This window comes from Bacillus sp. FJAT-27445, from assembly GCF_001510665.1.
GTDB lineage: Bacteria > Bacillota > Bacilli > Bacillales > Cytobacillaceae > Bacillus_D.
On record NZ_LMTI01000004.1, the window covers coordinates 482,628 to 504,731 of the forward strand.

A 22,104-nucleotide genomic window follows, 5' to 3' on the forward strand; every position below is an offset into this window, starting at 1 on the left:
AAAAGTCTGTAATCTAACTTGAATTGGCTGAGTATACTGTAAAAGCAGCCTGTACAAACAGAAAAAATTGGGCGGCAATACTGGCAAAGGGTGAGGGAAGTGGCTGAAATGGCAAAAAGAGATAGCTTATTGCTATATTTTCTTTTTTCGTTGGTTTTCATGGAATTTATTTTCCGGGCAGGGCTGGGCGAATCAATTCAACTTAGGGATTTACTGCTATCAACCATATTTTTATTGGCGATTTCCATTTTTCTGTTTATCGTTGCGGGCTTTATGGATGGAAGGACTGGCTTTGGCGTATCCTTCCTCATGATTGGTATCATTTCTTTCCTGTATCTCTCCCAGTTCATTTATTACAAATTTTTCAAGACCTTTTATACCGTATACTCGGCAGGAAATGGTGCTCAGATTGTTGAATTCTGGAAGGACATTGGCGTACTCGCCTGGTCAAATGCCTTCTGGCTCTTTATGCTGCTAATCCCGCTCATGCTTTTTCTTATCTTGGGACAGCGTTTTATCCTGTTTCAGAAACAGGACAAGTTCAACAGAGCTATGCTAATTTGCAGCTTTGTGCTCGTTCAGCTAGCTGGAATAGGCACGTTATTTGCAAGCGGGAAGGGTGTTAATTCCGCTTACGATCTTTATTATATGACCAGCATGCCGCTGCTATCGGTTGAACGGCTAGGACTTCTAACAACCATGAGGATCGATCTGCAGAGACAGGTTACAGGGTGGGAGCCCAAATTAGCGGTTTCGGCTAAAAAACCGCCTTCTATTGGAGGAGGAAGCCAAACCGGCAATCCAGATGGAGGCAATGCGGGGGCGGGGTACAATGCCATGGAAATTGATTTCGAAAAGCTCGCGGCAACCGAACGGAACAATGAGTTGAAAGAAATGTACTCCTATTTCAACAAGGTTGAGCCCACTGAAAAAAATAAGCATACAGGAAAATTCAAGGGCTACAATCTTATCTTCATTACAGCGGAGAGCTTTTCACCCTATGCGGTACACAAGGAGATTACTCCGACATTGTATAAGCTGGTCCATGAAGGGTATAACTTCACCAATTTTTACAACCCGGTTTGGGGCGTTAGTACGTCAGATGGTGAATATGTCGCCTGTACAGGGCTAATACCGAAAAGTGGTATTTGGAGCTTTAAGAAATCCAGCGTTAACTATCTCCCTTTTACAATGGGGAACCAGCTGAAAAAGCAGGATTATAAGACCATTGCCTACCACAACCACACCTTTTCCTATTATGGAAGGGATTTGTCCCATCCAAATATGGGTTATGAATATAAAGCCCTCGGCAAAGGCCTGGACGTAAAGGAAACCTGGCCGGAATCGGATTTGGAAATGATCGAAAAGACCGTTCCGGAGTTCATTGGGAATCAGCCTTTCCATGCCTACTACATGACGGTTAGCGGCCATATGCAATATACGTTTACCGGAAATTATATTGCCTGGAAAAATAAAAAATATGTGCAGTCGATCCCGTATTCAAGCCAGGCCAAGGCTTATTTGGCAACCCAGATAGAACTTGACAGAGCTCTTGAAAAACTGCTGAACAAGCTGGAAGAGGCCGGGGCCGCGGAGAAAACGTTAATTGCGATGAGTGCGGACCACTATCCATATGGCCTAGCTTCTGAAACGATAAGCGAGCTGGCGGGGCATAAAGTTGAGCAAACGTTTGAGTTATATAAAAGCCCATTTATCCTCTATGCAAAAGGAATGAAACCGGAAGTGATTAGTAAGCCTGCATCAAGCCTGGATATCATTCCTACTTTGTCAAACTTGCTCGGATTGGAATATGACTCAAGGCTGCTGATGGGAAGGGACATTTTTTCCCGCTCGGAGCCGCTTGTCATGTTTGTCGATAAAAGCTTTATCACTGAAAAGGGAAAGTACAACTCCGTCACAAGGGAATTTACTCCTTCCGGGGAAACGGATGTTGATCAAGACTATATCGACATGGTTTCATCTGTAGTCCAAGGGAAATTCCATTATTCCGCAAAAATACTTGAAACTGATTTTTACAGGAAGGTGTTCAGCAAGTAAGGTGCTTACTACTTTTGGAGTAGGGAATAATCCTTTTTGATAAACTTGATACACCTAAATATGTATCTTGAAAAAATACCCATTCAAAACGTTTGCAACCTCCGTATAAGTTAAGTAGAAGCAAAGCCGAGGGCAATGTTTCCACATTACTTTTTTGAGGAGGGACCAAGCGTGAAGGGTAAATGGCTATCCGTTTTAGGCACGGCGGTTCTCGCGGGATCACTATTGGCGCCACTGGGATCGTTTGCAGGGAAGGTTGTGGGTCCGGTCGAAGAAGCAAACCTGATTGGCGGAAATACTTTAGAACAGCTTTATGACTCGAGAAATGTACTGAATAAGGTCCTGCCCAGCCCGATTCAGTTGAAGGCTGCTGATGAATTGATTACAAGGGCGGGCTCGGGTACTAAGATACAATGGAATTTAAAGTTTGGCACTCCTTCCATCATTACAAAGGAAAAAGGGTATCTTTCGGCTCCGGCGAGCGGAAATGCCGAAACGATTGCCCGCAATTGGCTTAAGGAAAACAGCGCGCTTTTTGGATTAACAGAAGTGGAAATCGATTCCCTGGCGGTTGTACGGAATTATAAATTGTCCGGGACCGGTCTTCAGCCCGTAACCTTCCAGCAGACATTTGGCGGCCTCGAATCAGTCTTTGGAGGAAGGGTGATTGTTTCGGTAAACAAGAACGGGCAAATTTTATCAGTCACCTCAAACGCGACCCGTGCCAAAAATCAGGCGGTGGATTTCTCCCTAACTTCACTTGATGCTTTAAAAAAGGCGGCTGCTTTGTCAGTGCCATCCTTGCAGTTGTCTTTTAAATCCCTAAAACAGGAAAAAGGATGGGATGTTTTTGATGCGGGGAATGCCCTGCCGACTGTCCAAAGAGCCAAAAAGGGAGTTTTTATTAAAGGAGAAGAGGTGCGGCCGGCGTTCAGGGTCCTTTTTGTGGAAAAACTCGACAAGGCCTATGAAGTCATTATTGATGGAGCGACCGGAGAAAAGCTGTTCCAGCGTTCCCTTGTCCAACACCTTGATCCTTCTGGCGCTGTATTTGAAAATTATCCCGGCGCTCCAAAGGGAGGAACTCAAGTTTCAAAATCATTTAAAGGCGATCCAAAAGCCTCGCCGCTGGGATGGTTCCTTCCAGCCAATGACATCGGCATGACCACAATCGGCAACAATGCCAACACCTACGCGAACTGGAGCAATTTCCTTGCGCCTGTCGATCAGATTGTCCGCCCTGTAAGCCCGCTTGGACAATTCAATTACTTTTTCGCGAACGCCTGGCAGAAAACAAATGGGCAGACCGTTCCGCCATCTTATGCCCAGGATGTAAACAGTGCGGCGACCAGCCTCTTCTACCACCATAATTTGTTCCACGATTATTTTTATAATCTGGGATGGACGGAGCCTGCGGGCAACCTTCAAACATCGAATCTCGGAAAAGGCGGTGCTGATGGGGATGCCATCCTCGGCCTTGTGCAGGCTGGGGCCTTGTCAGGCGGTGAGCCCACGTATACAGGCCGGGACAATGCCTATATGCTGACACTGCCGGATGGCTTGCCCGCTTGGAGCGGAATGTTCCTTTGGGAACCGATAAAGGGTTCATTCCATGGGAATTATGCGGATGGCGATTATGATGCGGGTATTATCTATCATGAGTACAGCCATGCGCTTTCAAACAGGCTGGTTGCGGGCGGCGAATCGCTGAACAGCCATCAGGCCGGTTCGATGGGAGAAGCATGGGGAGACTGGTTTGGCATGCATTATCTCGCTATGAAAGGCCTCCAGGATAAACCTGTCGTTGGAGCCTATGTGACTGGGAACACAGAGAGAGGAATTCGCGGCTGGGCCCTCGATGCCAACCCGCTGAATTACGGCGATATTGGTTTTGATGTCACCGGCCCGGAAGTCCACGCCGACGGGGAAATCTGGGCGGGAATTCTATGGAGTGTCCGTGACAGCCTGATCCAAACTCTTGGAAAGGAAAAAGGCGGGCAAGTTATTGAACAGCTTGTTATGGACGCGATGCCGATTTCCGCACCGGACCCATCCATGGCCGATATGAGAACCGCAATCATCACAGCAGACTTTGAACGGTATGGCGGGGTACACACCGACCTCCTCTGGAGCGCTTTTGCAAAAAGAGGGCTAGGTGTCAGCGCGTTTTCAAATGGCGGTGACGATACTGACCCGGTTCCGGGCTTTGACCACCCTGCTAAAGTAAGGAATGGCCATTTTGCGGGAACGGTTATCAATGCGGCAACCGGAAAGCCGGTTGAAAATGCACGGATTATTATCGGACAATTTGAAGCCAGGACCAGTGCGGCCGCAGTGACAAGTGGAAAAGGCCAATTTGCGTTGCCAATGGTGGCGGGAACTTATGATGTTACAATCCAGGCCAAGGGCTTTGGGGCGAGAACCATAAAAAATATATCGGTAACGGCTGGCAAGGGCAGCACCCTTCGCTTTAATCTGGAACCGAATGCAGCTTCATCTTTTAACGGCGCGACGATAATCGCTTCGAGCGAATCGGATAGCCATCCGGCAAAAAATGCAATCGATGACACGGAAGGAACGGTCTATGCCTCGGAAACGAAAGATTCCGGGTTTACGTCAGCGGCATTGGTTGTAGACCTGGCCGGTGATAAGCCAGTCAGGATATCCCATTTAGAAGTTAGTGCGTTCAAGGATATCGCGCTTGGCCGTTTTTCAACGTTAAAAGATTTCGAGATTCATACTTCCCTAGACGGACAGACCTGGACCAAAGTACTCGAGGACCAAATTGTTACAAGAAAACCAAGGCCTTCCGCGGGTGACCTCCACTACAAGGGAATGGATTTTAAATCACCTGTCGAAGCGAAATTTGTTAAGTTGATTGCCAAGTCGGCACAGGACGATAGCGCAAAATTTGTGCAGATAGCCGAACTTCAAGTATTCGGCCCTGGCAGGACAAAAATTGAACCTGTCACGCTTGAACCGGAGGAGCCATTTGTTGCTGAAGGGACCGTCAAGGCAGGAAACCCGGGAACAGGGATTGGAAGCCTTGCAGATCTCCCGTTATCCCTTGCTGTAACCGAGAATGAATTTGTTACGACCCAAAATCCTGAACCGTCAACCCAAGGGGCGGATGGCTATGTCATCACACTGCCTGATGGCTATGGCGATGGAATCCATACCTTTATCCTGGAGGGGCAGGGAGACCCGTCTATGTACGACTTTGATGTTTATTTTTACAATAAAAAATTCGAGCAGATTGGTTCTGCGGCAAGTTCCGCTGCTAATGAAGCAGGAGTTGTGCCTGGCGGAACAAAATACGTCTATGCCGGATTGTACACTGGGGCAAATATTCCATTCGTGATAACAGTCAAACAGCCGTATTAAAGAAATGAAAAACAACATATTTGTATAGCAGGAGACGAGATGCCAAAGAAGCATAAAAATATGCTTTTTTGGCATCTTTTATTTTTAAATTCATTTATCGACAAGGTGGCGTGGCATTAGGTAAAATGGGAGTAAATTGAACGAAATGTAAATTATTTCTGGACTAAGGGCGGTGCCTGGCACCTGGAATACAGTTCTTCATCCCTTGTACACAGGCCCCAAGCTTCAATTAATAGGAGGCAGGAACCATGTCCAAAAGCTACCAGCTTTTCGGCAATACGAACGGATCCATTAATATTGATTCGGAAAAATTGGCGGACTTGTTTTTCACCTGTACACCGGACGGCTTTGTAATTGTGGACATGGACAACCGCTTCATACGGGTAAATCCGATGTACACCGCCATTTTCGGTTATGAAGAACAAGAACTGTTGGGAAGGAAAATCGAGGATTTTGCCTATCCGGAACGCGACAGTGAGATTTTAGAGGAAGTGAAGCGGGGCAGGACATTTACTAATTTTAAATCAAAAGGCTACCATAAAAACGGCCATATTCTTGACATTGCCGTTTCGTTTTCGCCTTTTCTCGATTCAACAGGAGAAGTAGTTGCCGTTATAGGGATTTTCCGCGACATTACCGAATCGAAAACCCTGGAAAGAGAGCTGAAGAAGAGCCGAGAGCTTTATAGGCTCATAACCGAAAATACAACCGATTTAATTAGTATTTTTACCAATACACGCAACAAGACCTTTTTATTCGCTTCGCCATCCCATGAAAAGTGGTTTGGGAGATCACCGGAGCAAATTGTGGGCAGGAGCCTTTACGATTTTATCTCGGCTAAGGAGGCTGAGGGCTTCGAAACACTCCTTGACCGATACAAGAGGGATGGACAGCCAATTTTTTTTGAAAAAGAACTGGGAACGGTTAGCGGGGAAACTATATTCCTTGAATACAATATTTCCCCGATTTATAACGAAAAGGGAGAAATAGAGACCTTCCTGGCGGTCGCGCGAAATATTACGGACCGGGTCAGAAATGAAGCTGCCCTTAGAAATCTTGACAGGCTCTCAATTATTGGGCAGCTTGCTGCTGGCGTGGCTCACGAAATCAGGAACCCGCTCACGTCACTTAAAGGTTTTTCAAAACTGCTTCATGACGGTACATCACCGGATAAACAGCAGCAATACTTGGAGATTATCCAAAATGAACTTGAACGGATTGATATCATTGTCAATGAGTTCATGTCGCTTGCCAAGCCGCAGGCAATCCAGTTTAAAAAAGTGCCATTGATTTCGGTCATTGAAAGCACCATCAATATCCTCCAGCCGCAGGCACTGCTCCATAATGTCCAGATAAAGACGAATTATTCGGCTGAAAATATTGAACTGAGGTGCAACCCGAACCAGCTGAAGCAGGTTTTTGTAAACTTTCTTAAAAATGCTTTTGAAGCAATGCCGGATGGGGGCAATGTGTATATTAGTGTGGAAAAGGCCAAACCGGACAGGGCGGCCATTATTATTAAAGACCAAGGGATAGGGATTGATTCCGATATCATCAGATACCTTGGCACCCCGTTTTACACAACGAAGGATAAGGGGATTGGTCTTGGCCTGACTGTGAGCAATAAAATTATTCAGGAGCATGGCGGTGAAATGAAAATTGACAGCCAGACCGGGATTGGCACGACAGTAAGCATTGAATTGGAATGCTTATAATCAGAAAAAGGCGCATTGGAAAAATTCCATGCGCCTTTTACTATGGGGTTGAGATAAATTTTAATTTTTAGTGTATGAATTTTCGAGCTCGTCAATCAGTGAACCGACATATGCGACAGCATCCTTGATTGGCTGTGGAGTAGACATATCGACTCCCGCATGCTTCATTAGCTCAAGAGGTTTCATTGTACCGCCTGCGCGAAGGACTTCGAGCCAGCGGTCAACCGCAGGCTGTCCTTCTTCCTTAATCAGCTTTGCTACAGCAGTTGAAGCTGTCAGGCCTGCCGAGTACGTATATGGATACAATCCCATATAGTAATGCGGTTGGCGCATCCAAGTCAGGCTGGCGCCTTCATCAAGTACTACGCTGTCTCCCCAGAATTCCGAGAGGACATCTCCCTTGATTTCGGTCAGTTTCTTTGCAGTCAGAGCTCCGCCTTTTTCGGCGAACGCATATACTCTGCGCTGAAATTCTCCTTCAAGCAGATGCGTCACAAAGTTATGGTAATAGGTTCCCAGCAATTGCAGGATGACCCAGCGGCGCATCCGCGTATCCTCGGTTTTGTCCATCAGGTGCTGAGCAAGCAGCATCTCGTTCATCGTTGATGGCGCTTCGACGAAATACATAGACGGGCGCGTATTAATGATGCGCTGCTCTTTGTTGGCAAGGTAGAAATGCCCGGCATGCCCAAATTCATGGGCAAGTGTGAACGCTCCGCGCATATTATTCTGCCAAGTGATGAGAATATAAGGATGTGCTCCATAAGGGCTTGAGCAGAAAGCCCCGGTCGACTTTCCGACGTTGTCAGCGAGATCGACCCATCTTTCTTCAAAGCCGCGCTTAATAATTTCGCTGTATTCAGGTCCCATAACCTTCAGGGATTCCATAATGACCTCGCTTGCCTCTTCGTAGGTAGTTTCCGGGTTGAAGTCGGGGTCAAAAGGAGCCTTCAAGTCGCAAAACCTTAGTTCGTCCAGGCCAAGGACCTTTTTCTTTAATTCGGCAAATTTTCGCATATGAGGTGCCAGTTCATTAAAGATAATATCAAGCTGGTTGTTGTACATTTCAGTTGTTACTTTTTGAGGTTCAAGGAGCATGTGTGTTACGGACTCATAGTTGCGTAGCTTTGCAAGGGCTACCTGCTTCTTCACTTCCGTTGAATATGTACCCGCAATTGTATTCCTGTATTGCTTTAATGTTTTAATAAAAGAATCATAGGCCTTCCTGCGAAGGTCGGTATCGGCGGAAAACTCATACAAGTTTTCAAATAAAGCAAATGAAACAGGCAATTCATTCCCGTCTCCATCCTGGATAGGCGAGAACTCCATATCTGCAAGCTTGGTCAGGTTGTAAATGGTATAAGGAGCGGAATGCACCTCGCCAAGGGCGGCCAGCGTTTCCTCGGTTTCCGGTGAAAGCCTGTGTTTTTTTGTCTCCAGGAGATCAAACAGGTTTTTCCGGAAAGGCTCCAGGCCGGATTCCTCGCTTATGTATGAATCGATTGTACCTTCAGGAAGGGAAAGGATTTCGGATTCGATAAACGATAATGCGGCATTTACCTCAGTCCTCACCCGGGCGGCCCGAGCTGAATTTGCCTGATTGATAGGATCAGTGCCGTCCGCTGATTGGTTCAGGCTTGCATAGGTCATTACTTTAATAAGCTTCATAGCCAGGCGCTCCTGCGCGAGCAGGCATTCCAGCAGGACAGATGCCCCATTCACAAGCTTTCCTCTGTATTGCTCAAAAACTTGGAGATCTTCCTGAACACTTTCAAGCTCAGCCTCCCAAGCGTCTTTGCTTGCGAAAAGGCTGGACAGGTCCCAAGTTTGTTCTTCTGGAACTTCAGAACGGGTAAGGCGTTTTACCATTGTCTTAGTCATTGTATATCCCTCCATTTATCTAGCTCATTAGGACAGTAAGCCCTTAAGGTTCAACTATCCATTCACGTTCATTCAACCATAAGTGAACCCCTGCTGAGCAAAGGTCACTTATTTCGTGCCTCTAAGTAATATCTTATAATATGTGAAATTTCTGTCAACTACTATTTTCCTTTTACAAAAACAAAATTGGGCAATTATTTTAGAATTATTGTGTTGACCTTTACGCAGCGTAAAGGTGTAAAGTGAAAGCATGGAGGTGGCGGAATGGAATATACGGTCCACAAACTAGCGGGAATGGCAGGCGTAAGTTCCAGGACATTAAGGTATTATGATGAAATCGGGATCCTTAAGCCGGCAAGGATCAATTCATCCGGATACCGGATATATGGAGAGACGGAAGTGAATAAGCTGCAGCAAATCCTTTTTTACCGGGAGCTGGGCATTTCCCTCGACTCCATCAGCGAAATTGTAAATTCGCCTGCCTTTGATGGCAAGGCCGCCCTCCGCGACCACCGAGAAAAGCTGCTTGAAAAAAGGCGGCAGTTGGACACGTTGATCGCCAATGTCGAGAAAACAATTAGCATGGCAGAAGGAGGCGCTATTATGAGCGACAAAGAAAAGTTCGAAGGATTTAAACAAAAAATGATTGATGAAAATGAGAAAAAGTATGGCACTGAAATCAGGCAGAAATACGGAGAAGAAGCGGTTGAACAATCGTATGCGAAGGTCAGGGGAATGACAGAGGAACAGCACCGCGAGGCAGAGAGGCTTGCTGAAGAAATCCGCCATGCCCTGGCTGATGCGTTTGCCGGTGGAGATCCGGCAGGCGAGCTTGCGCAAAAAGCGGCCGAACTGCATAAAAAATGGCTGATGCACTATTGGGGAAGCTATAGCAAGGAAGCCCATGCCGGCCTTGCCCAAATGTATGTAGACGATGAACGCTTCAGAAAATATTATGACAAGGACCAACCTGGTACAGCTGAATTTCTCCGGGATGCAATCCATATTTTTACCGGAATGAAAAAGTGATTTGCGGGCTGATGCTTTTTGAATAGTCATTACTTAGGCTTACCGAAAGGACGCTTGGCGAGTATTGTTATGCTGAATGGTCTTGATGCCCCCTCTAAAGACCGTTTGGCATAAGTTTATCTATTGAAACGGTCTTGACGGCCCTTCTCAAGACCGTTTGGTATAAGTATTTCAGTTGAAACGGTCTTGACGCCCCTTCTCAAGACCGTTTTGGATAAGTTTTTCCGTTGAAACGGTCTTGACGCCCTCTCTCAAGACCGTTTTGGATAAGTTTTTCCGTTGAAACGGTCTTGACGCCCCCTCTCAAGACCGTTTTGGATAAGTTTTTCCGTTGAAACGGTCTTGATGCCCCCTCTCAAGACCGTTTGTTTTTTAAAAAAAGAAATTCCTTGAAAATTTGGAAAGGGTGGGAGAACATGAATCTATAGAAGATAAAGGGGGAAAGCAACAGGTGAAAGCGGAACAATTGGCTGCGCCGTACGTCCGGGGGAAGGGAATCGCTCTTGTGCTTGTCGGTGCAACTCTATGGGGTATATCGGGAACCGTTGCCCAATATTTATTTCAGAGACAGGGCTTCAGTCCAGCATGGCTTGTTGATATCAGGCTTCTTCTGGCTGGTTCGATTTTGCTTGCCATTGGCGGTGCAAGGAATCCAGCCAAAATATTAAGTATCTGGAAAAGCAAGCGCGATGCACTATCTCTCCTATTATTCAGCCTATTGGGAATGCTGGCAGTTCAGTATACTTATTTTGCAGCGATTGACCATTCAAATGCGGCAGCTGCAACTGTCCTTCAATATCTGGCGCCAACGATGATAGCGGCATATTTGGCAATCAGGGGGAAAAAGCTTCCGACTGGAAGGGAGATTTCGGCGGTTATACTCGCGCTCGCGGGAACACTTCTCCTTGTGACTAAGGGAAATATCGGGACCTTGTCGATTTCCGGCCTGGCCGTCTTTTGGGGAATCGCATCCGCGGCCGCGCTTGCCTTCTACACGCTTCAACCTAGAGAACTTCTTGCGAAATGGGGTTCCATAACCATTACAGGATGGGGGATGGTCACAGGTGGATTATTTTTTAGTTTCATTAACCCGCCCTGGATGTTTGAAGGATCTGTTTCGTTCCAATCCTTGCTGGCGGTCCTGTTTGTAGTCATATTCGGGACACTGATTGCTTTTTATTGCTATTTGGAAAGCCTGAAATACATAACCGCTTCCGAGACAAGCCTGCTCGCTTCCGTAGAGCCTCTTTCAGCTGCATTTGTTTCGGTCATTTGGCTGAGTGTCCCGTTTGGCCTGGAAGAATGGCTCGGCACCTTTTGCATTATCAGCACGATTGTTATTTTAGCAAAGAGGCGTGGTTAACTAACGATCAATAAATCCGTTTTAAGTCGTTTTAAGTCTTTTAATAAAATAAAACCGGGCGGCACAATCATGCCGCCCGTTCCATGCTATCTTCCGAAAACTCCGCGCATTGTTCCTGTAAAGTCGTTAAACAGGCCGCTGCGGTTCCTGCCATCATTAATATTATTGGCATAGCCGTTCATTGTGTCGTAAAAATCAGGGTTGAAGGAAATGTAGACTTTGTGGATGCTCTTGTCAGCCTTCCGGACCTGGTCTGCTATTTTCTGTTCAAACTTTGTGTTGACGCTAGTGTAGTTTGGATCGCTTATGACATCGCGGTTGTTGTCGTTCCCATAGCCGGTGATTGTACCACGGTTGTTGTTGTTGTTGTTGTTTAGGTAGTTACCGTTGTTATTGCCAAGTCCTCCCGCCATTCCGTCTCCGGCTCCGTATCCGCCTGTTTCACCGGTGCCATATCCGTAATCACGGAATCCGCTTCCCGCACCGTTGCCAGCTCCGTATATCCCGGTATTTCCGTTCATACCGCCGTTACCAGTGTTATATGTCCTGCCATCCCGGTTTTTGTTTCCTGCATCGCCTTTTCCATTGATGATGCCGTCATTGCCATGCTGATCAATCCGGCCGTTATCAAGCATATTTCCATTGTTGCCGTCATTGCGATTTCCATTATTAAACGTTCCAGCGCCATTTCGTCCATTATTATCATTCATCCGTACTGCGACATAGGCATTGTTGTTGGAAACGATAACATGGGCCCTGTCGACTTCCTTAAGTCGTTCAACTGCCCGTGCAGCGCGGTCGGATACCCGAAGCTGCTGGTTGTCGCCAACATTATTAATCCTTGCCCTGTTTGTCTGTACCTTGTTCTTTCCGTTATCGTTATTGTTAGCGCCGCATCCAGCCAAGCCAATTAGCAATAAAGCTGAAAGCAATACTTTGGACCCCTTTTTCACAAACCTCACTCCTTTTATGGTTGTTCGGAATTTAGTTTGTGTGATAGGGGAGTTGCTTATTCACCTAAGCCCTTTGGAAAAATGAAGTAAATCTTCCATCAATGGGGTTCTTTTCCCCAATAGCAAGGACCCCATGAATGGAGTCCTTTAATTAATTTGAGTTAACCCTTTTGGACCTCTCTCTGGCTTGCGGCGGCATCCATATTCCGCTTTGATGGCCAGAAGGCCCATTTTCCCAAAAGAACCGTGATGGCCGGAACAAGGAATGGCCGGACAATGAACGTATCAAGGAGAATGCCAATAGCTGTTATCGTTCCAAAGTGTACAAGAATCTGGATGGGCAAAGTAGTCAGGACCATGAATGTACCGGCTAGGATCAATCCTGCTGATGTAATGACAGCGCCCGATTCGGCAACTCCTTCCTTTACCGCCCGCCATAACGGCATTTCTTTGCTTTTCCGCCAAATACCCGAAACCATGAAAATATTGTAGTCCTCACCGAGAGCGACGATGAATACAAAGGCATAAAGCGGTATGAACCCTTGGATGGCCTCAACGCCAAAGCCGTAATGGAGGACAATCCAGCCAAGTCCGAGCGCGCTGAAGTAGGAAAGGACAACTGTTCCAATCAAATAAGCAGTAGCTGTTATGGAACGCAGATAGCCGAGAAGGAGAACGGCAATCATCGCAAGAATAACTGGAATGATAACGTCGCTGTCCCTTACGGTAATTTCTTTGGTGTCGTACTGCTCGGCGGTCATGCCGCCGATCCAAACCTTTTCGGAAGAATGTTCAATTCCAGCTTCCTTAAGCGCCTCAACTGCTTTGGCCCTAATGTCGGTAATATGTTCCATGGCTTCGTTTGAATAAGGGTTTTTGGCGAGTTTTACCTCATAAAGCTCCATCCCGGAATCCTTTTTTCCTAGCTCAGGACTCGCTACACTTGCGATAAAAGATAAGTTTTCAAGTACTTCCCTGATATCGGTCTGTTTTCCATCTGTATCGGCAATCACATGAACGGGGGCAAGGTCCCCTGGGCTGAAATGATCGGAAATCAAAGCAAATCCTTCACGTGACGGCATTTCCTTCGGGAAGGAGGATAGCGTATCGTACGTATATTCTATCCTTGTGGAAAAAAACGCAAAGACCACTAGAAGGAGCGTGGTTGCCATTGCAATCTGCCACGGCCTTTTCCCGATCATACCGCCGATTTTAAGCCCCAGCCCTTCATTTTTCTGTAAAGGCGAATATACCTTTCCTCCTTTTTCGGCGCGAAGCTTCTTCATCCCGGGGGTCCTAGGGATAAATGGATAAAAGGAGCTGCGGCCGAGAACGCTAAGAATTGCCGGAACGAGTGTCAGGCTTGCCGCCATCATAATCAGGATTGATAAACTGAACGGAATTGCGAACCGATGAATCGAGCCGTACTTGGCAAGAAGCAGGGCTAATAAAGAGAAGACGACCGTCAGCCCGCTCATCGCGATGGCTCCTGACGAGCTGCTGATCGCCAGCCGCATGGCGGCAAATTTATCTTCTTCTTTTTCAAGATAGCTTCTGTAGCTTGAGATGAGGAACAAACAATAGTCTGTTCCGGCACCGAAAAGAAGCACGGTCATAATCGAAAGCCCCTGGCTATCAAATTCAGCCCAGCCATTTTCCCCGATCCAGCCGAGGAGGGGACTGATGATTCCATAAGCAATGCCAACGCCTACCAGCGGGACAAGCGCAAGAATGGGGGATCTATAAATAAGAAGCAAAAGAATAAGCACAATGGCCACAGTACCAAAAAGCAGATTCAAGTCTCCCTGGCCGAAAAGCTTATTGGCATCCAAAGAAATACCTGCCGGCCCTGTTATAGAACTTGCCCGTAAAACCACGCGGGCTTGCCCCGTGGATGTAAGGGCATCTAGGATGGTCTTTTGACCATCCTATTTGAGCGACTTTAGAGGTGTTTCCCTTGCGAACGAATGTTCCTATATGATAAAATAGATGTATAAATTTGGATTGAAACTATGGAACTTAGTTGGTAAATATCAATGTATACTACACTTTAAATCATTGTAAGTTTCTAGTCCAGTACCATATAAAATTTTTAATTTAAAGAAGCTTTAATCTCATTCTGTTGTTTATGGAACAAGTGATATTTTGTAAGTACAGTTGGCGGGGTAAGTGAAGCAACGGTGAAACGCTATACATAGGCGCAAAAGACCAAAACTTTATAGAAAGGAGTATGTTTTAAATGAATACAGCAAAAGAAACAAAGAAAACAAGAAAAAAGAATCCGCCTTCCGAATTCAAAAAAATGTTACATGTCATTCGCAACATGCATACTCCTCTTCATATTATCGAGGTCGAACTTGATGTTTTGCCTTTGCAGCACTATAGAATGAAACGAATCGGCGAGCACTTACGAGTCATTCGAAATACAGTGTTGGGTGAACTATACAAAAACTATCTTCAAATGGCTCGAACGAAAAAGTATAACTCGTTGTTAAAACGATACCGTTCGGTGTCGGCTGAAATAACAAAAAACGCTGATGATGCTAAATTACTAGAATATGAACTCACTCAACTAAAGGAACAGCTTTTTGAATTGCGGAATTCCTATCAGGTCACATTTGATTTTGCCAGAAATTATGGTGCAGGACTGAGAGAAAAGAAGTTTCATTTGCCGGACGCTGTGACCGTTTGGTCCGTGTGTGAAATGGCGTGGAAGACGATGGAAAAAATAGTGTTTAGCGACGGAGAAAAACCATATTTTTATAAAAAAGGTGATTTCATTACCTTTCAAGGCAAACAAGCAGAACGCTGTATTATCTTAAAACACAACAAGAAGACGAATGATTTCTATGTAAGCCACAGTGGCATGAACTTCCCTTTGAAAATAAGGCAGAACGATTTATTCATTTTAGAAACTCTTTCCCATATTCGAAATTACATGGTGAATTGCGCTGAAATTGAGCAAATAAATGTAGAACGGCACTTGGCAGGTGAAAATGTCCTTCCCACTTACCGGATTCGCAACAATCGAATCGTAAGAAAAGAAATTAGGGGCAAAATCAGGTATTTTGTTCAAATCACACTGGAAGGCAATCCAGTGTCCAAGCGTAGAAAGGACGGCTCTTTCCGCCACACTCTCGGTACAGGGAGAATCGGCGGGGACATTGGTACCCAGTCCATCGGAATCGTTTCAAAAGACCAGGTACTTTTAAAAAATTTAGCCGAACGTTCTTCGGAAACATTTCATACCGAACGAAAGATTGTAAATATCCAAAGATATCTAGACCGATCCCGAAGGGCGACGAATCCTAAAAACTATAACGCCGATGGAACGATAAAAAAAGGAAAGAAAGAATGGATATTTTCAAAGAAATATAAAAAAGCCCAAAGGAAATTACGCAATCTGCACCGAAAAGCAGCCGATAGCAGAAAGTACGCACACAATGAAGACATTAATCGATTGCGTTCCGCCGGGGATGAATTGATTATCGAAACCATGAACATCAAGGGACTGCAGAAGAAATCAAAAACTGCTGCAAAAAGCGAGAAAACAGGAAAATGGAAACGAAGAAAACGCTTTGGGAAAAGTATTTTGAGGCGAAGTCCCGGCTATTTTATTCAACAAGCCAAATATCGTTTTGCCTTAACCGCCGGAAAAGTCACGGAAATTAATACGTGGACATTTAAAGCATCTCAATACGACCACATGTTAAATACAACGAATAAAAAGCAATTATTGAAACGATGGCATGTTTTACCGGATGGAACTAAATTTCAACGTGATTTATATTCCTCTTTTTTACTCTATTGTTCAGATGATGAAGGACAAAAGCCCGACCAGGAACGGTGCCAAATTGGATTTGAAAACTTTCGATTATTACACGACGGATGTATTCAACGAATTAAAAACAACCGTAGAATTGTCCTAAATAGTGGCATTAAAATCTCTTAAAACAAATCTGGGGGTATGACTTAGCCTCCATTTTCGAAAGAAAAGAAAACAAACGCTAATGTGGTCAACGGACTGCTTGTTTGTTGGTTCTCACCCCTATAGCTAGTGCGTAACGCCGATGGGAGCTTGACTCTATGTACGCTTACGAGAAACTATATGTGAGAACCCACGGGGCTCGCCTCGTGGAGTAAGTCAGTCTTACTAGAAGTTTATCCTCCGTACCTGCTTTTACTGATAGTGGATTTTCCCCAAATGTGCTCTTAATAGTTTTTTCAATATCCCCAATGCCTTTTTCAAGCTCTTCCGGCCCTGTTTTTTCCTGAAAGGATACAGGAATGATTAGGGTCGTCCCATCCTTTGAAATTAAACGCCTTAAGGCTTCTGGAGGCATTTGATGAAATGGGGGAATACTTTCCTGATAGCTCGCCGGATGATCGTTGAGTTTTTTTACGACTGTCTGGATGGCTTCCAAATCCACGTTTTCCAAGCCACTGCCACGGTGCCATGCTAGCAATGCGGGAATTCCTTTGTCAGCAGGAAACTCCTTGTCAGCAATTGCTTTTGCCAGCTGGGATGGTGCAGTCTTTTCCAAATCACCGGCCGTTTCCGTCTTTTGCGAGTTTGCCTGCGGGAAAACAAAGTTCAAGATTGCTAGAAGCGCAATCCAGATTAACAGAGTTGCCCACCTTCCTTTTTTTCCTCCAGGATACTGCCACAATTTTTTACCCATGTTTTCCCTCCGGTAGCTTTCCGTCATTTTAAAAGAGAACATCTAGCTTTTCTAAGCAACAACCTGTGTATTGCCATCTTTATTATAGATTATAGCGTTGAAGGGGTTGGGAAATTTTTTTATTGTTTGACAAATTTAGACACACATATGAAAATCATAGTGTCATAATAGTTTATGAATTCAGTATAATTAAAAAATTCTCTCAATAACATAGAGTTGAGGCTGAGGTGACGCAATGGAAAAAGAGGCGATTTTGAAAATAAAGGATTTAAAGATTTCCTTTCAGACCAGTAACAGGCTTCTTCCTGCCGTAGATGGCATCAGCTTTGAAGTCAAAAAGGGAGAGATCCTCGGAATAGTTGGCGAGTCGGGAAGCGGCAAGAGTGTGACTTCACTTGCCGCAATGGGGCTAATCCCTTCCCCGCCAGGCATTATTGAGGACGGTGAGATTCTGTTTGAAGGAAGGAACCTTGCCGGGCTCCCCGAGAAAGAATGGCGCAAAATCCGTGGTAATCAAATCTCAATGATTTTTCAGGAACCAATGACCTCATTAAACCCCTTATTCACAATCGGAAACCAACTAACGGAAGCAATCCGGCTGCATACAAGCCTTTCCAAGGCAGAAGCAAAGGTAAGATGCATCCAATTACTTCAATTGGTAGGGATACCGAGAGCAGAAGGCATCTTAAAGGAATACCCCCACCAGCTTTCGGGAGGAATGCGCCAACGGATCATGATTGCGATGGCGATGGCCTGCAACCCTAAGGTTCTAATCGCGGATGAACCTACTACTGCTCTGGATGTGACGATTCAGGCCCAAATTCTTGCCCTAATGAAGGATTTAAACGAAAAAACAGATACAACCATTATTCTGATTACCCATGACCTTGGCGTCGTCGCGGAAATTTGTGAGCGGGTCATCGTCATGTACGCGGGACAGATTGTTGAAGAAGGAGATGTCAGGACTATTTTAAAAAACCCAAGACATCCCTATACGCTAGGACTCCTGAAGTCGGTTCCGGACTTGCGGATAAAAAAGGAGCGGCTGTATAGCATTCCCGGCAATGTTCCAAGACCGGGCGCAATTATGAATGGCTGCAGATTTGCCCCCCGGTGCGCGGAGGTTTTTGGCAGATGCCTCGAAGAGACGCCTTTGTTGTATAAAATGGGACAGCCAGGGCATGAAGTCCGCTGCTTTTTGTATGAAACGAGCGAGAGGAGCGGGGAAAATGCAAGAGTTACTTCTTGAAGTAAACGGTCTGAAAAAATATTTCCCAATATCAGGCGGCCTGTTCGGAATGAAGGTCGGCGAGGTTAAAGCGGTCGATGATATTTCCTTTTATGTAAGGAAAGGAGAGACACTCGGCATTGTCGGGGAGAGCGGCTGCGGAAAGTCAACGACAGGCCGCCTGCTCATGAGATTAATCGAGGCGAGTGACGGTTCAATTCTCTTTGAAGATAAAGAGATTACGAGAATGTCGCCGACAGAATTGAGAAAGGTTCGCCGTGACATCCAGATGGTTTTCCAGGATCCCTATGCTTCCTTAAATCCGCGCCATTCAGTTGAAGAAATTTTGGAAGAGCCTTTGATTGTCCATGGAATTGGATCGAAGGTGGAACGGAAGAGACTGGTGAAAGAAATGCTCGAGGTGGTCGGGCTGAGCAGCTTCCATGCCCGGCGTTATCCTCACCAGTTCAGCGGCGGGCAAAGGCAGCGGATTGGCATAGCAAAGGCGTTGATGACAAAACCAAAACTCATTATTGCCGATGAGCCTGTTTCTGCACTGGATGTCTCCATCCAGGCCCAGGTATTGAACTTAATGAAGGATATACAAAAAGAATTTGGTCTTACATATATATTTATCGCACACGATCTGGGAGTCGTACGCCATATAAGTGACCGGGTAGGGGTTATGTACCTTGGCCGCCTCATCGAACTGACAGGGAGCGAGGAATTGTACGAAAATCCGAAGCATCCGTACACAAAGGCGCTTTTGTCAGCTGTACCAGTACCCGATCCTGATTTGAAGAAAGAAACCATACTGATTGAAGGGGAGCTGCCGAGCCCCGCCAATCCTCCGTCGGGCTGTGCATTCCACACAAGATGTTCCGCTTGTATGGAGGTTTGCACAACAGTCCGGCCGGAAGGTATCACGAATGATGGTCATTACGTTGCATGCCACCTGTATGGCGAGGGGAATGCAGCGGGATTGATAAATTCAAAATTAGAAAACGGGGGTAAAAAAGGCTATGAACAAAAATCTTAAGGTGCTCTTGATTGCACTGCTGGCAGTTGGTTTATTGCTGGCTGGCTGCAGCAGCGGGGGTGGCACAAAGAAATCCACATCGGGAAAAGGTCAATCTTCGGGCGAAACTAAACCGAAACAGGATACGCTGGTTTATGCCCGAGGCGGTGACTCGGTAACGCTTGATCCGATCACAACGACTGAAGGCGAAACCTTCAAAGTGACAGAAAATATTTATGACACCCTGGTAAGCTTTGGTGATAGCGATACATCCACCCAACCTGGATTGGCAGAGGAATGGAAAATATCGGATGATTCTCTGACTTATACGTTCAAACTTCAAAAAGGCGTAAAATTCCATGATGGCACCGACTTCAATGCCGAGGCGGTCAAATACAACTTTGACCGATGGGCCGGCGGCAATGAGGATCAATTCCCTTATTACACTATGTTTGGAGGCTATAAGGGAGACGAAGGCCATGTCATCCAGGAAATAAAGGTTGAAGATGAGCATACAATCATTTTCACTTTGAAAAGGCCGCAGGCTACCTTCCTTGTAAACCTGGCGATGTCATGCTTCGGGATTGCCAGCCCTGCAGCCCTAGAAAAGCACGGCGATAATTACCGAAAAAACCCGGTTGGAACCGGCCCGTTCAAGTTCGTTGAATGGAAAGAGAATGACACTATCACCCTTGAAAAGAATGAAAATTACTGGCAAAAAGGCTTCCCGAAATTGAACAAACTCATTTACCGGGTTATCCCTGAAAATACAGCCCGCCTCAATGCGCTGGCAAATGGGGAAATCGATATGATGGACGGCTTGAACTATGCTGAAGTTGCCCAAGTTGAAGGCAATGAGAAACTTCAGGTTATTGAGCGCCCATCCATGAACGTTGGTTACCTTGGCTTTACTACCACGAGGAAACCGTTTGACAATAAGCTTGTCCGCCAGGCGCTGAACCATGCGATTGATAAGGAGTCCATTATCCAGGCATTCTATGCCGGAATGGCTAAACCGGCAGTCAATCCGATGCCTCCGTCAATCCAGGGGTACAACGAAGCAATCGAAGCGTATCCATATGATTTGGATAAAGCAAAGGAATTGCTGAAGGAAGCAGGCTTTGAGAAAGGATTCAAAATGGATCTGTGGGCAATGCCGGTAGCACGCCTTTATATGCCTGAAGGGCAAAAGGTCGCCGAAATTATCCAGGAAAGCTTCAGCAAAATTGGCGTTCAGGCGGAAATTAAGACTGTTGACTGGCCAACGTATCTCGACAAAGCGAAAAAAGGCGAATTTGACGCGTTCATGCTTGGATGGACAGGCGATAACGGCGATGCCGACAACTTCCTCTACACGCTCCTGGATAAGGATAGCATTGGAGGAAGCAACTATTCCCGTTATGCGAATGATGAGCTTCACGATATTTTAATCAAGGCCCAATCGGAGACGGATGAGGAGAAACGCGCCGAAATATACAAGGAGGCACAAGTCATTATCCACGAAGATGCTCCTTGGGTGCCGCTCGTCCACTCGAGGCCGCTATCCGCAGCTGTAAAAGAAATTTCCGGTTATGTGCCTCACCCAACTGGTTCTGAATCGCTCATGAAGGTCGAATTTAAATAATTTGGCGGCCAAAAGGGGAGCTTGCTCTCCTTTTGGCCTTAATGGGAATCTTAGGAACGTAAAGCCATTTTGTATAAAACTGATCAAAGGCGAATTGCCGTGAAAGGAATCAACATAGCACTTTTGAAAAACGGAAAAAAGGAGGTGCGAGAAGATGTTGACATACTCCATAAGGAGAATCATATCACTTATTCCAGTCCTGATTGGGATGACCCTCATCGTTTTTGCGATTATCCATGCGATTCCGGGGGATCCGGCACAGGTTATTCTTGGGCAAAGGGCAACAAAGGAATCCATCGCAGCGCTGACAACCCAGCTTGGATTGGACCGGCCATGGTACATACAATATTTTGACTATGTTAAGTCCCTTTTCCAGGGGGATTTGGGAATTTCTTTAAGAACAAGGGGCCCGATAAATGAGGAAATTTGGCCATATCTTGCAGCAACCGCCGAGCTGGCGTTTGCCGCAATGTTAATTGCTGTCATTATCGGGGTAAATGCCGGGATTGTTTCCGCCTGGTTTTCGAATTCATGGTTCGATTACGCAGCCATGGTGATTGCGCTTGTCGGGGTGTCGATGCCGATTTTCTGGCTTGGCTTGATGGGGCAATGGCTTTTTTCCATAGAACTGGGCTGGCTTCCGACTACCGGGAGGGAAAATGTAAGGGATCCAGTAACGGCAATAACGAATTTTTATTTGCTGGATACACTGCTGCAGGGACGGTTTGACCAATTTGTCGTTGTGGCGAGGCATCTAACTTTGCCGAGTATGGCACTTGCGACTATACCGATGGCTATTATAGCGCGAATGACCCGGTCTTCAATGCTTGAGGTAATGAAATCCGATTATATCCGTACAGCAAGGGCGAAGGGATTGCCAATGTTCTGGGTTGTGTACAAGCATTCTTTAAAAAATGCCGTCATCCCCGTTTTAACAATTATTGGACTTCAAACGGGCCTTTTACTCGGAGGGGCAATTCTGACAGAAACGATATTCGGCTGGCCGGGAATTGGCCGTTATTTATACGATGCCATCGGCTTCCGTGATTATCCGGTCATCCAGTCCGGAATCCTGATAATCGCAGGGATATTTGTTCTAATCAACCTGATTGTCGATCTTTTATACGCATTCGTCGATCCGCGAATCAAATACAATTAAGGATGGGTGG

Annotated in this window: 14 protein-coding genes; 10 read left to right on the forward strand and 4 right to left on the reverse strand. The window is 45.9% G+C overall.

Features of this window, described 5'->3' with window-relative positions:
• The first annotated feature begins 108 nt into the window (after window positions 1–108).
• From AR337_RS14065 to AR337_RS14075, 3 genes are all read left to right on the forward strand, one after another.
• Window positions 109–2,058, forward strand: a complete 1,950-nt coding sequence (locus AR337_RS14065; RefSeq protein ID WP_082687001.1) for an LTA synthase family protein — start codon at window positions 109–111, stop codon at window positions 2,056–2,058.
• Between the two features lie 171 nt (window positions 2,059–2,229).
• Entirely contained in the window at window positions 2,230–5,442 is a 3,213-nt protein-coding gene (locus AR337_RS14070; protein ID WP_253701732.1) for a M36 family metallopeptidase, read from the forward strand.
• A 248-nt stretch (window positions 5,443–5,690) separates the two neighbouring features.
• The gene (locus AR337_RS14075; protein ID WP_059172642.1) at window positions 5,691–7,157 is read left to right on the forward strand and encodes a PAS domain S-box protein; all 1,467 of its coding nucleotides are present in this window, start codon (window positions 5,691–5,693) and stop codon (window positions 7,155–7,157) included.
• A gap of 60 nt (window positions 7,158–7,217) precedes the next feature.
• Here the strand turns inward: AR337_RS14075 and pepF are convergent, their stop codons facing one another.
• Window positions 7,218–9,038: an oligoendopeptidase F gene (gene pepF / locus AR337_RS14080; RefSeq protein ID WP_059172643.1), complete on the reverse strand. Its 1,821-nt coding sequence runs from the start codon at window positions 9,036–9,038 to the stop codon at window positions 7,218–7,220.
• 264 nt (window positions 9,039–9,302) lie between these two features.
• Between pepF and AR337_RS14085 the strand changes: the two genes are divergently transcribed.
• Both AR337_RS14085 and AR337_RS14090 read left to right on the forward strand, forming a co-directional pair.
• Complete coding sequence (locus AR337_RS14085; protein ID WP_059172644.1) at window positions 9,303–10,067, forward strand: MerR family transcriptional regulator; 765 nt, start codon at window positions 9,303–9,305, stop codon at window positions 10,065–10,067.
• A gap of 451 nt (window positions 10,068–10,518) precedes the next feature.
• Entirely contained in the window at window positions 10,519–11,430 is a 912-nt protein-coding gene (locus tag AR337_RS14090) for a DMT family transporter (protein ID WP_059172645.1), read from the forward strand.
• Window positions 11,431–11,516: 86 nt separating this feature from the next.
• Here AR337_RS14090 and AR337_RS14095 read toward each other — a convergent pair whose 3' ends face one another.
• Entirely contained in the window at window positions 11,517–12,383 is an 867-nt protein-coding gene (locus AR337_RS14095) for a YhcN/YlaJ family sporulation lipoprotein (RefSeq protein ID WP_059172646.1), read from the reverse strand.
• Window positions 12,384–12,544: 161 nt separating this feature from the next.
• Complete coding sequence (locus tag AR337_RS14100) at window positions 12,545–14,260, reverse strand: MMPL family transporter (RefSeq protein WP_253701735.1); 1,716 nt, start codon at window positions 14,258–14,260, stop codon at window positions 12,545–12,547.
• 362 nt (window positions 14,261–14,622) lie between these two features.
• Between AR337_RS14100 and AR337_RS14105 the strand changes: the two genes are divergently transcribed.
• Window positions 14,623–16,335, forward strand: coding sequence for a hypothetical protein (locus AR337_RS14105; RefSeq protein ID WP_059172647.1), 1,713 nt, complete (start codon window positions 14,623–14,625; stop codon window positions 16,333–16,335).
• Window positions 16,336–16,477: 142 nt separating this feature from the next.
• Here AR337_RS14105 and AR337_RS14110 read toward each other — a convergent pair whose 3' ends face one another.
• Complete coding sequence (locus AR337_RS14110; protein WP_059172648.1) at window positions 16,478–17,065, reverse strand: MMPL family transporter; 588 nt, start codon at window positions 17,063–17,065, stop codon at window positions 16,478–16,480.
• Between the two features lie 235 nt (window positions 17,066–17,300).
• Between AR337_RS14110 and AR337_RS14115 the strand changes: the two genes are divergently transcribed.
• The 4 genes from AR337_RS14115 (at window position 17,301) to AR337_RS14130 (ending at window position 22,094) form a co-directional block, all read left to right on the forward strand.
• Window positions 17,301–18,314: an ABC transporter ATP-binding protein gene (locus AR337_RS14115; protein WP_059172649.1), complete on the forward strand. Its 1,014-nt coding sequence runs from the start codon at window positions 17,301–17,303 to the stop codon at window positions 18,312–18,314.
• Complete coding sequence (locus AR337_RS14120; protein ID WP_059172650.1) at window positions 18,295–19,332, forward strand: ABC transporter ATP-binding protein; 1,038 nt, start codon at window positions 18,295–18,297, stop codon at window positions 19,330–19,332. The genes AR337_RS14115 and AR337_RS14120 overlap by 20 nt, the downstream gene beginning before the upstream one ends.
• Window positions 19,316–20,935 (forward strand): ABC transporter substrate-binding protein, encoded by a 1,620-nt coding sequence (locus tag AR337_RS14125; protein ID WP_059172651.1) that lies wholly within the window; start codon window positions 19,316–19,318, stop codon window positions 20,933–20,935. Before AR337_RS14120 ends, AR337_RS14125 begins: the two co-directional genes overlap by 17 nt.
• A 154-nt stretch (window positions 20,936–21,089) precedes the next feature.
• Window positions 21,090–22,094, forward strand: a complete 1,005-nt coding sequence (locus AR337_RS14130; protein ID WP_059172652.1) for an ABC transporter permease — start codon at window positions 21,090–21,092, stop codon at window positions 22,092–22,094.
• Window positions 22,095–22,104 lie beyond the last annotated feature (10 nt).

What these genes read in the sequence shown, in the direction of transcription:
- AR337_RS14065 (WP_082687001.1), top strand. Translation starts at nt 109, where the DNA reads ATGGCAAAAAGAGATAGCTTATTGCTATATTTTCTTTTTTCGTTGGTT.
- AR337_RS14075 (WP_059172642.1), top strand. Translation starts at nt 5,691, where the DNA reads ATGTCCAAAAGCTACCAGCTTTTCGGCAATACGAACGGATCCATTAAT.
- pepF (WP_059172643.1), bottom strand. Translation starts at nt 9,038, where the DNA reads ATGACTAAGACAATGGTAAAACGCCTTACCCGTTCTGAAGTTCCAGAA.
- AR337_RS14085 (WP_059172644.1), top strand. Translation starts at nt 9,303, where the DNA reads ATGGAATATACGGTCCACAAACTAGCGGGAATGGCAGGCGTAAGTTCC.
- AR337_RS14105 (WP_059172647.1), top strand. Translation starts at nt 14,623, where the DNA reads ATGAATACAGCAAAAGAAACAAAGAAAACAAGAAAAAAGAATCCGCCT.
- AR337_RS14110 (WP_059172648.1), bottom strand. Translation starts at nt 17,065, where the DNA reads ATGGGTAAAAAATTGTGGCAGTATCCTGGAGGAAAAAAAGGAAGGTGG.
- AR337_RS14115 (WP_059172649.1), top strand. Translation starts at nt 17,301, where the DNA reads ATGGAAAAAGAGGCGATTTTGAAAATAAAGGATTTAAAGATTTCCTTT.
- AR337_RS14120 (WP_059172650.1), top strand. Translation starts at nt 18,295, where the DNA reads ATGCAAGAGTTACTTCTTGAAGTAAACGGTCTGAAAAAATATTTCCCA.
- AR337_RS14125 (WP_059172651.1), top strand. Translation starts at nt 19,316, where the DNA reads ATGAACAAAAATCTTAAGGTGCTCTTGATTGCACTGCTGGCAGTTGGT.
- AR337_RS14130 (WP_059172652.1), top strand. Translation starts at nt 21,090, where the DNA reads ATGTTGACATACTCCATAAGGAGAATCATATCACTTATTCCAGTCCTG.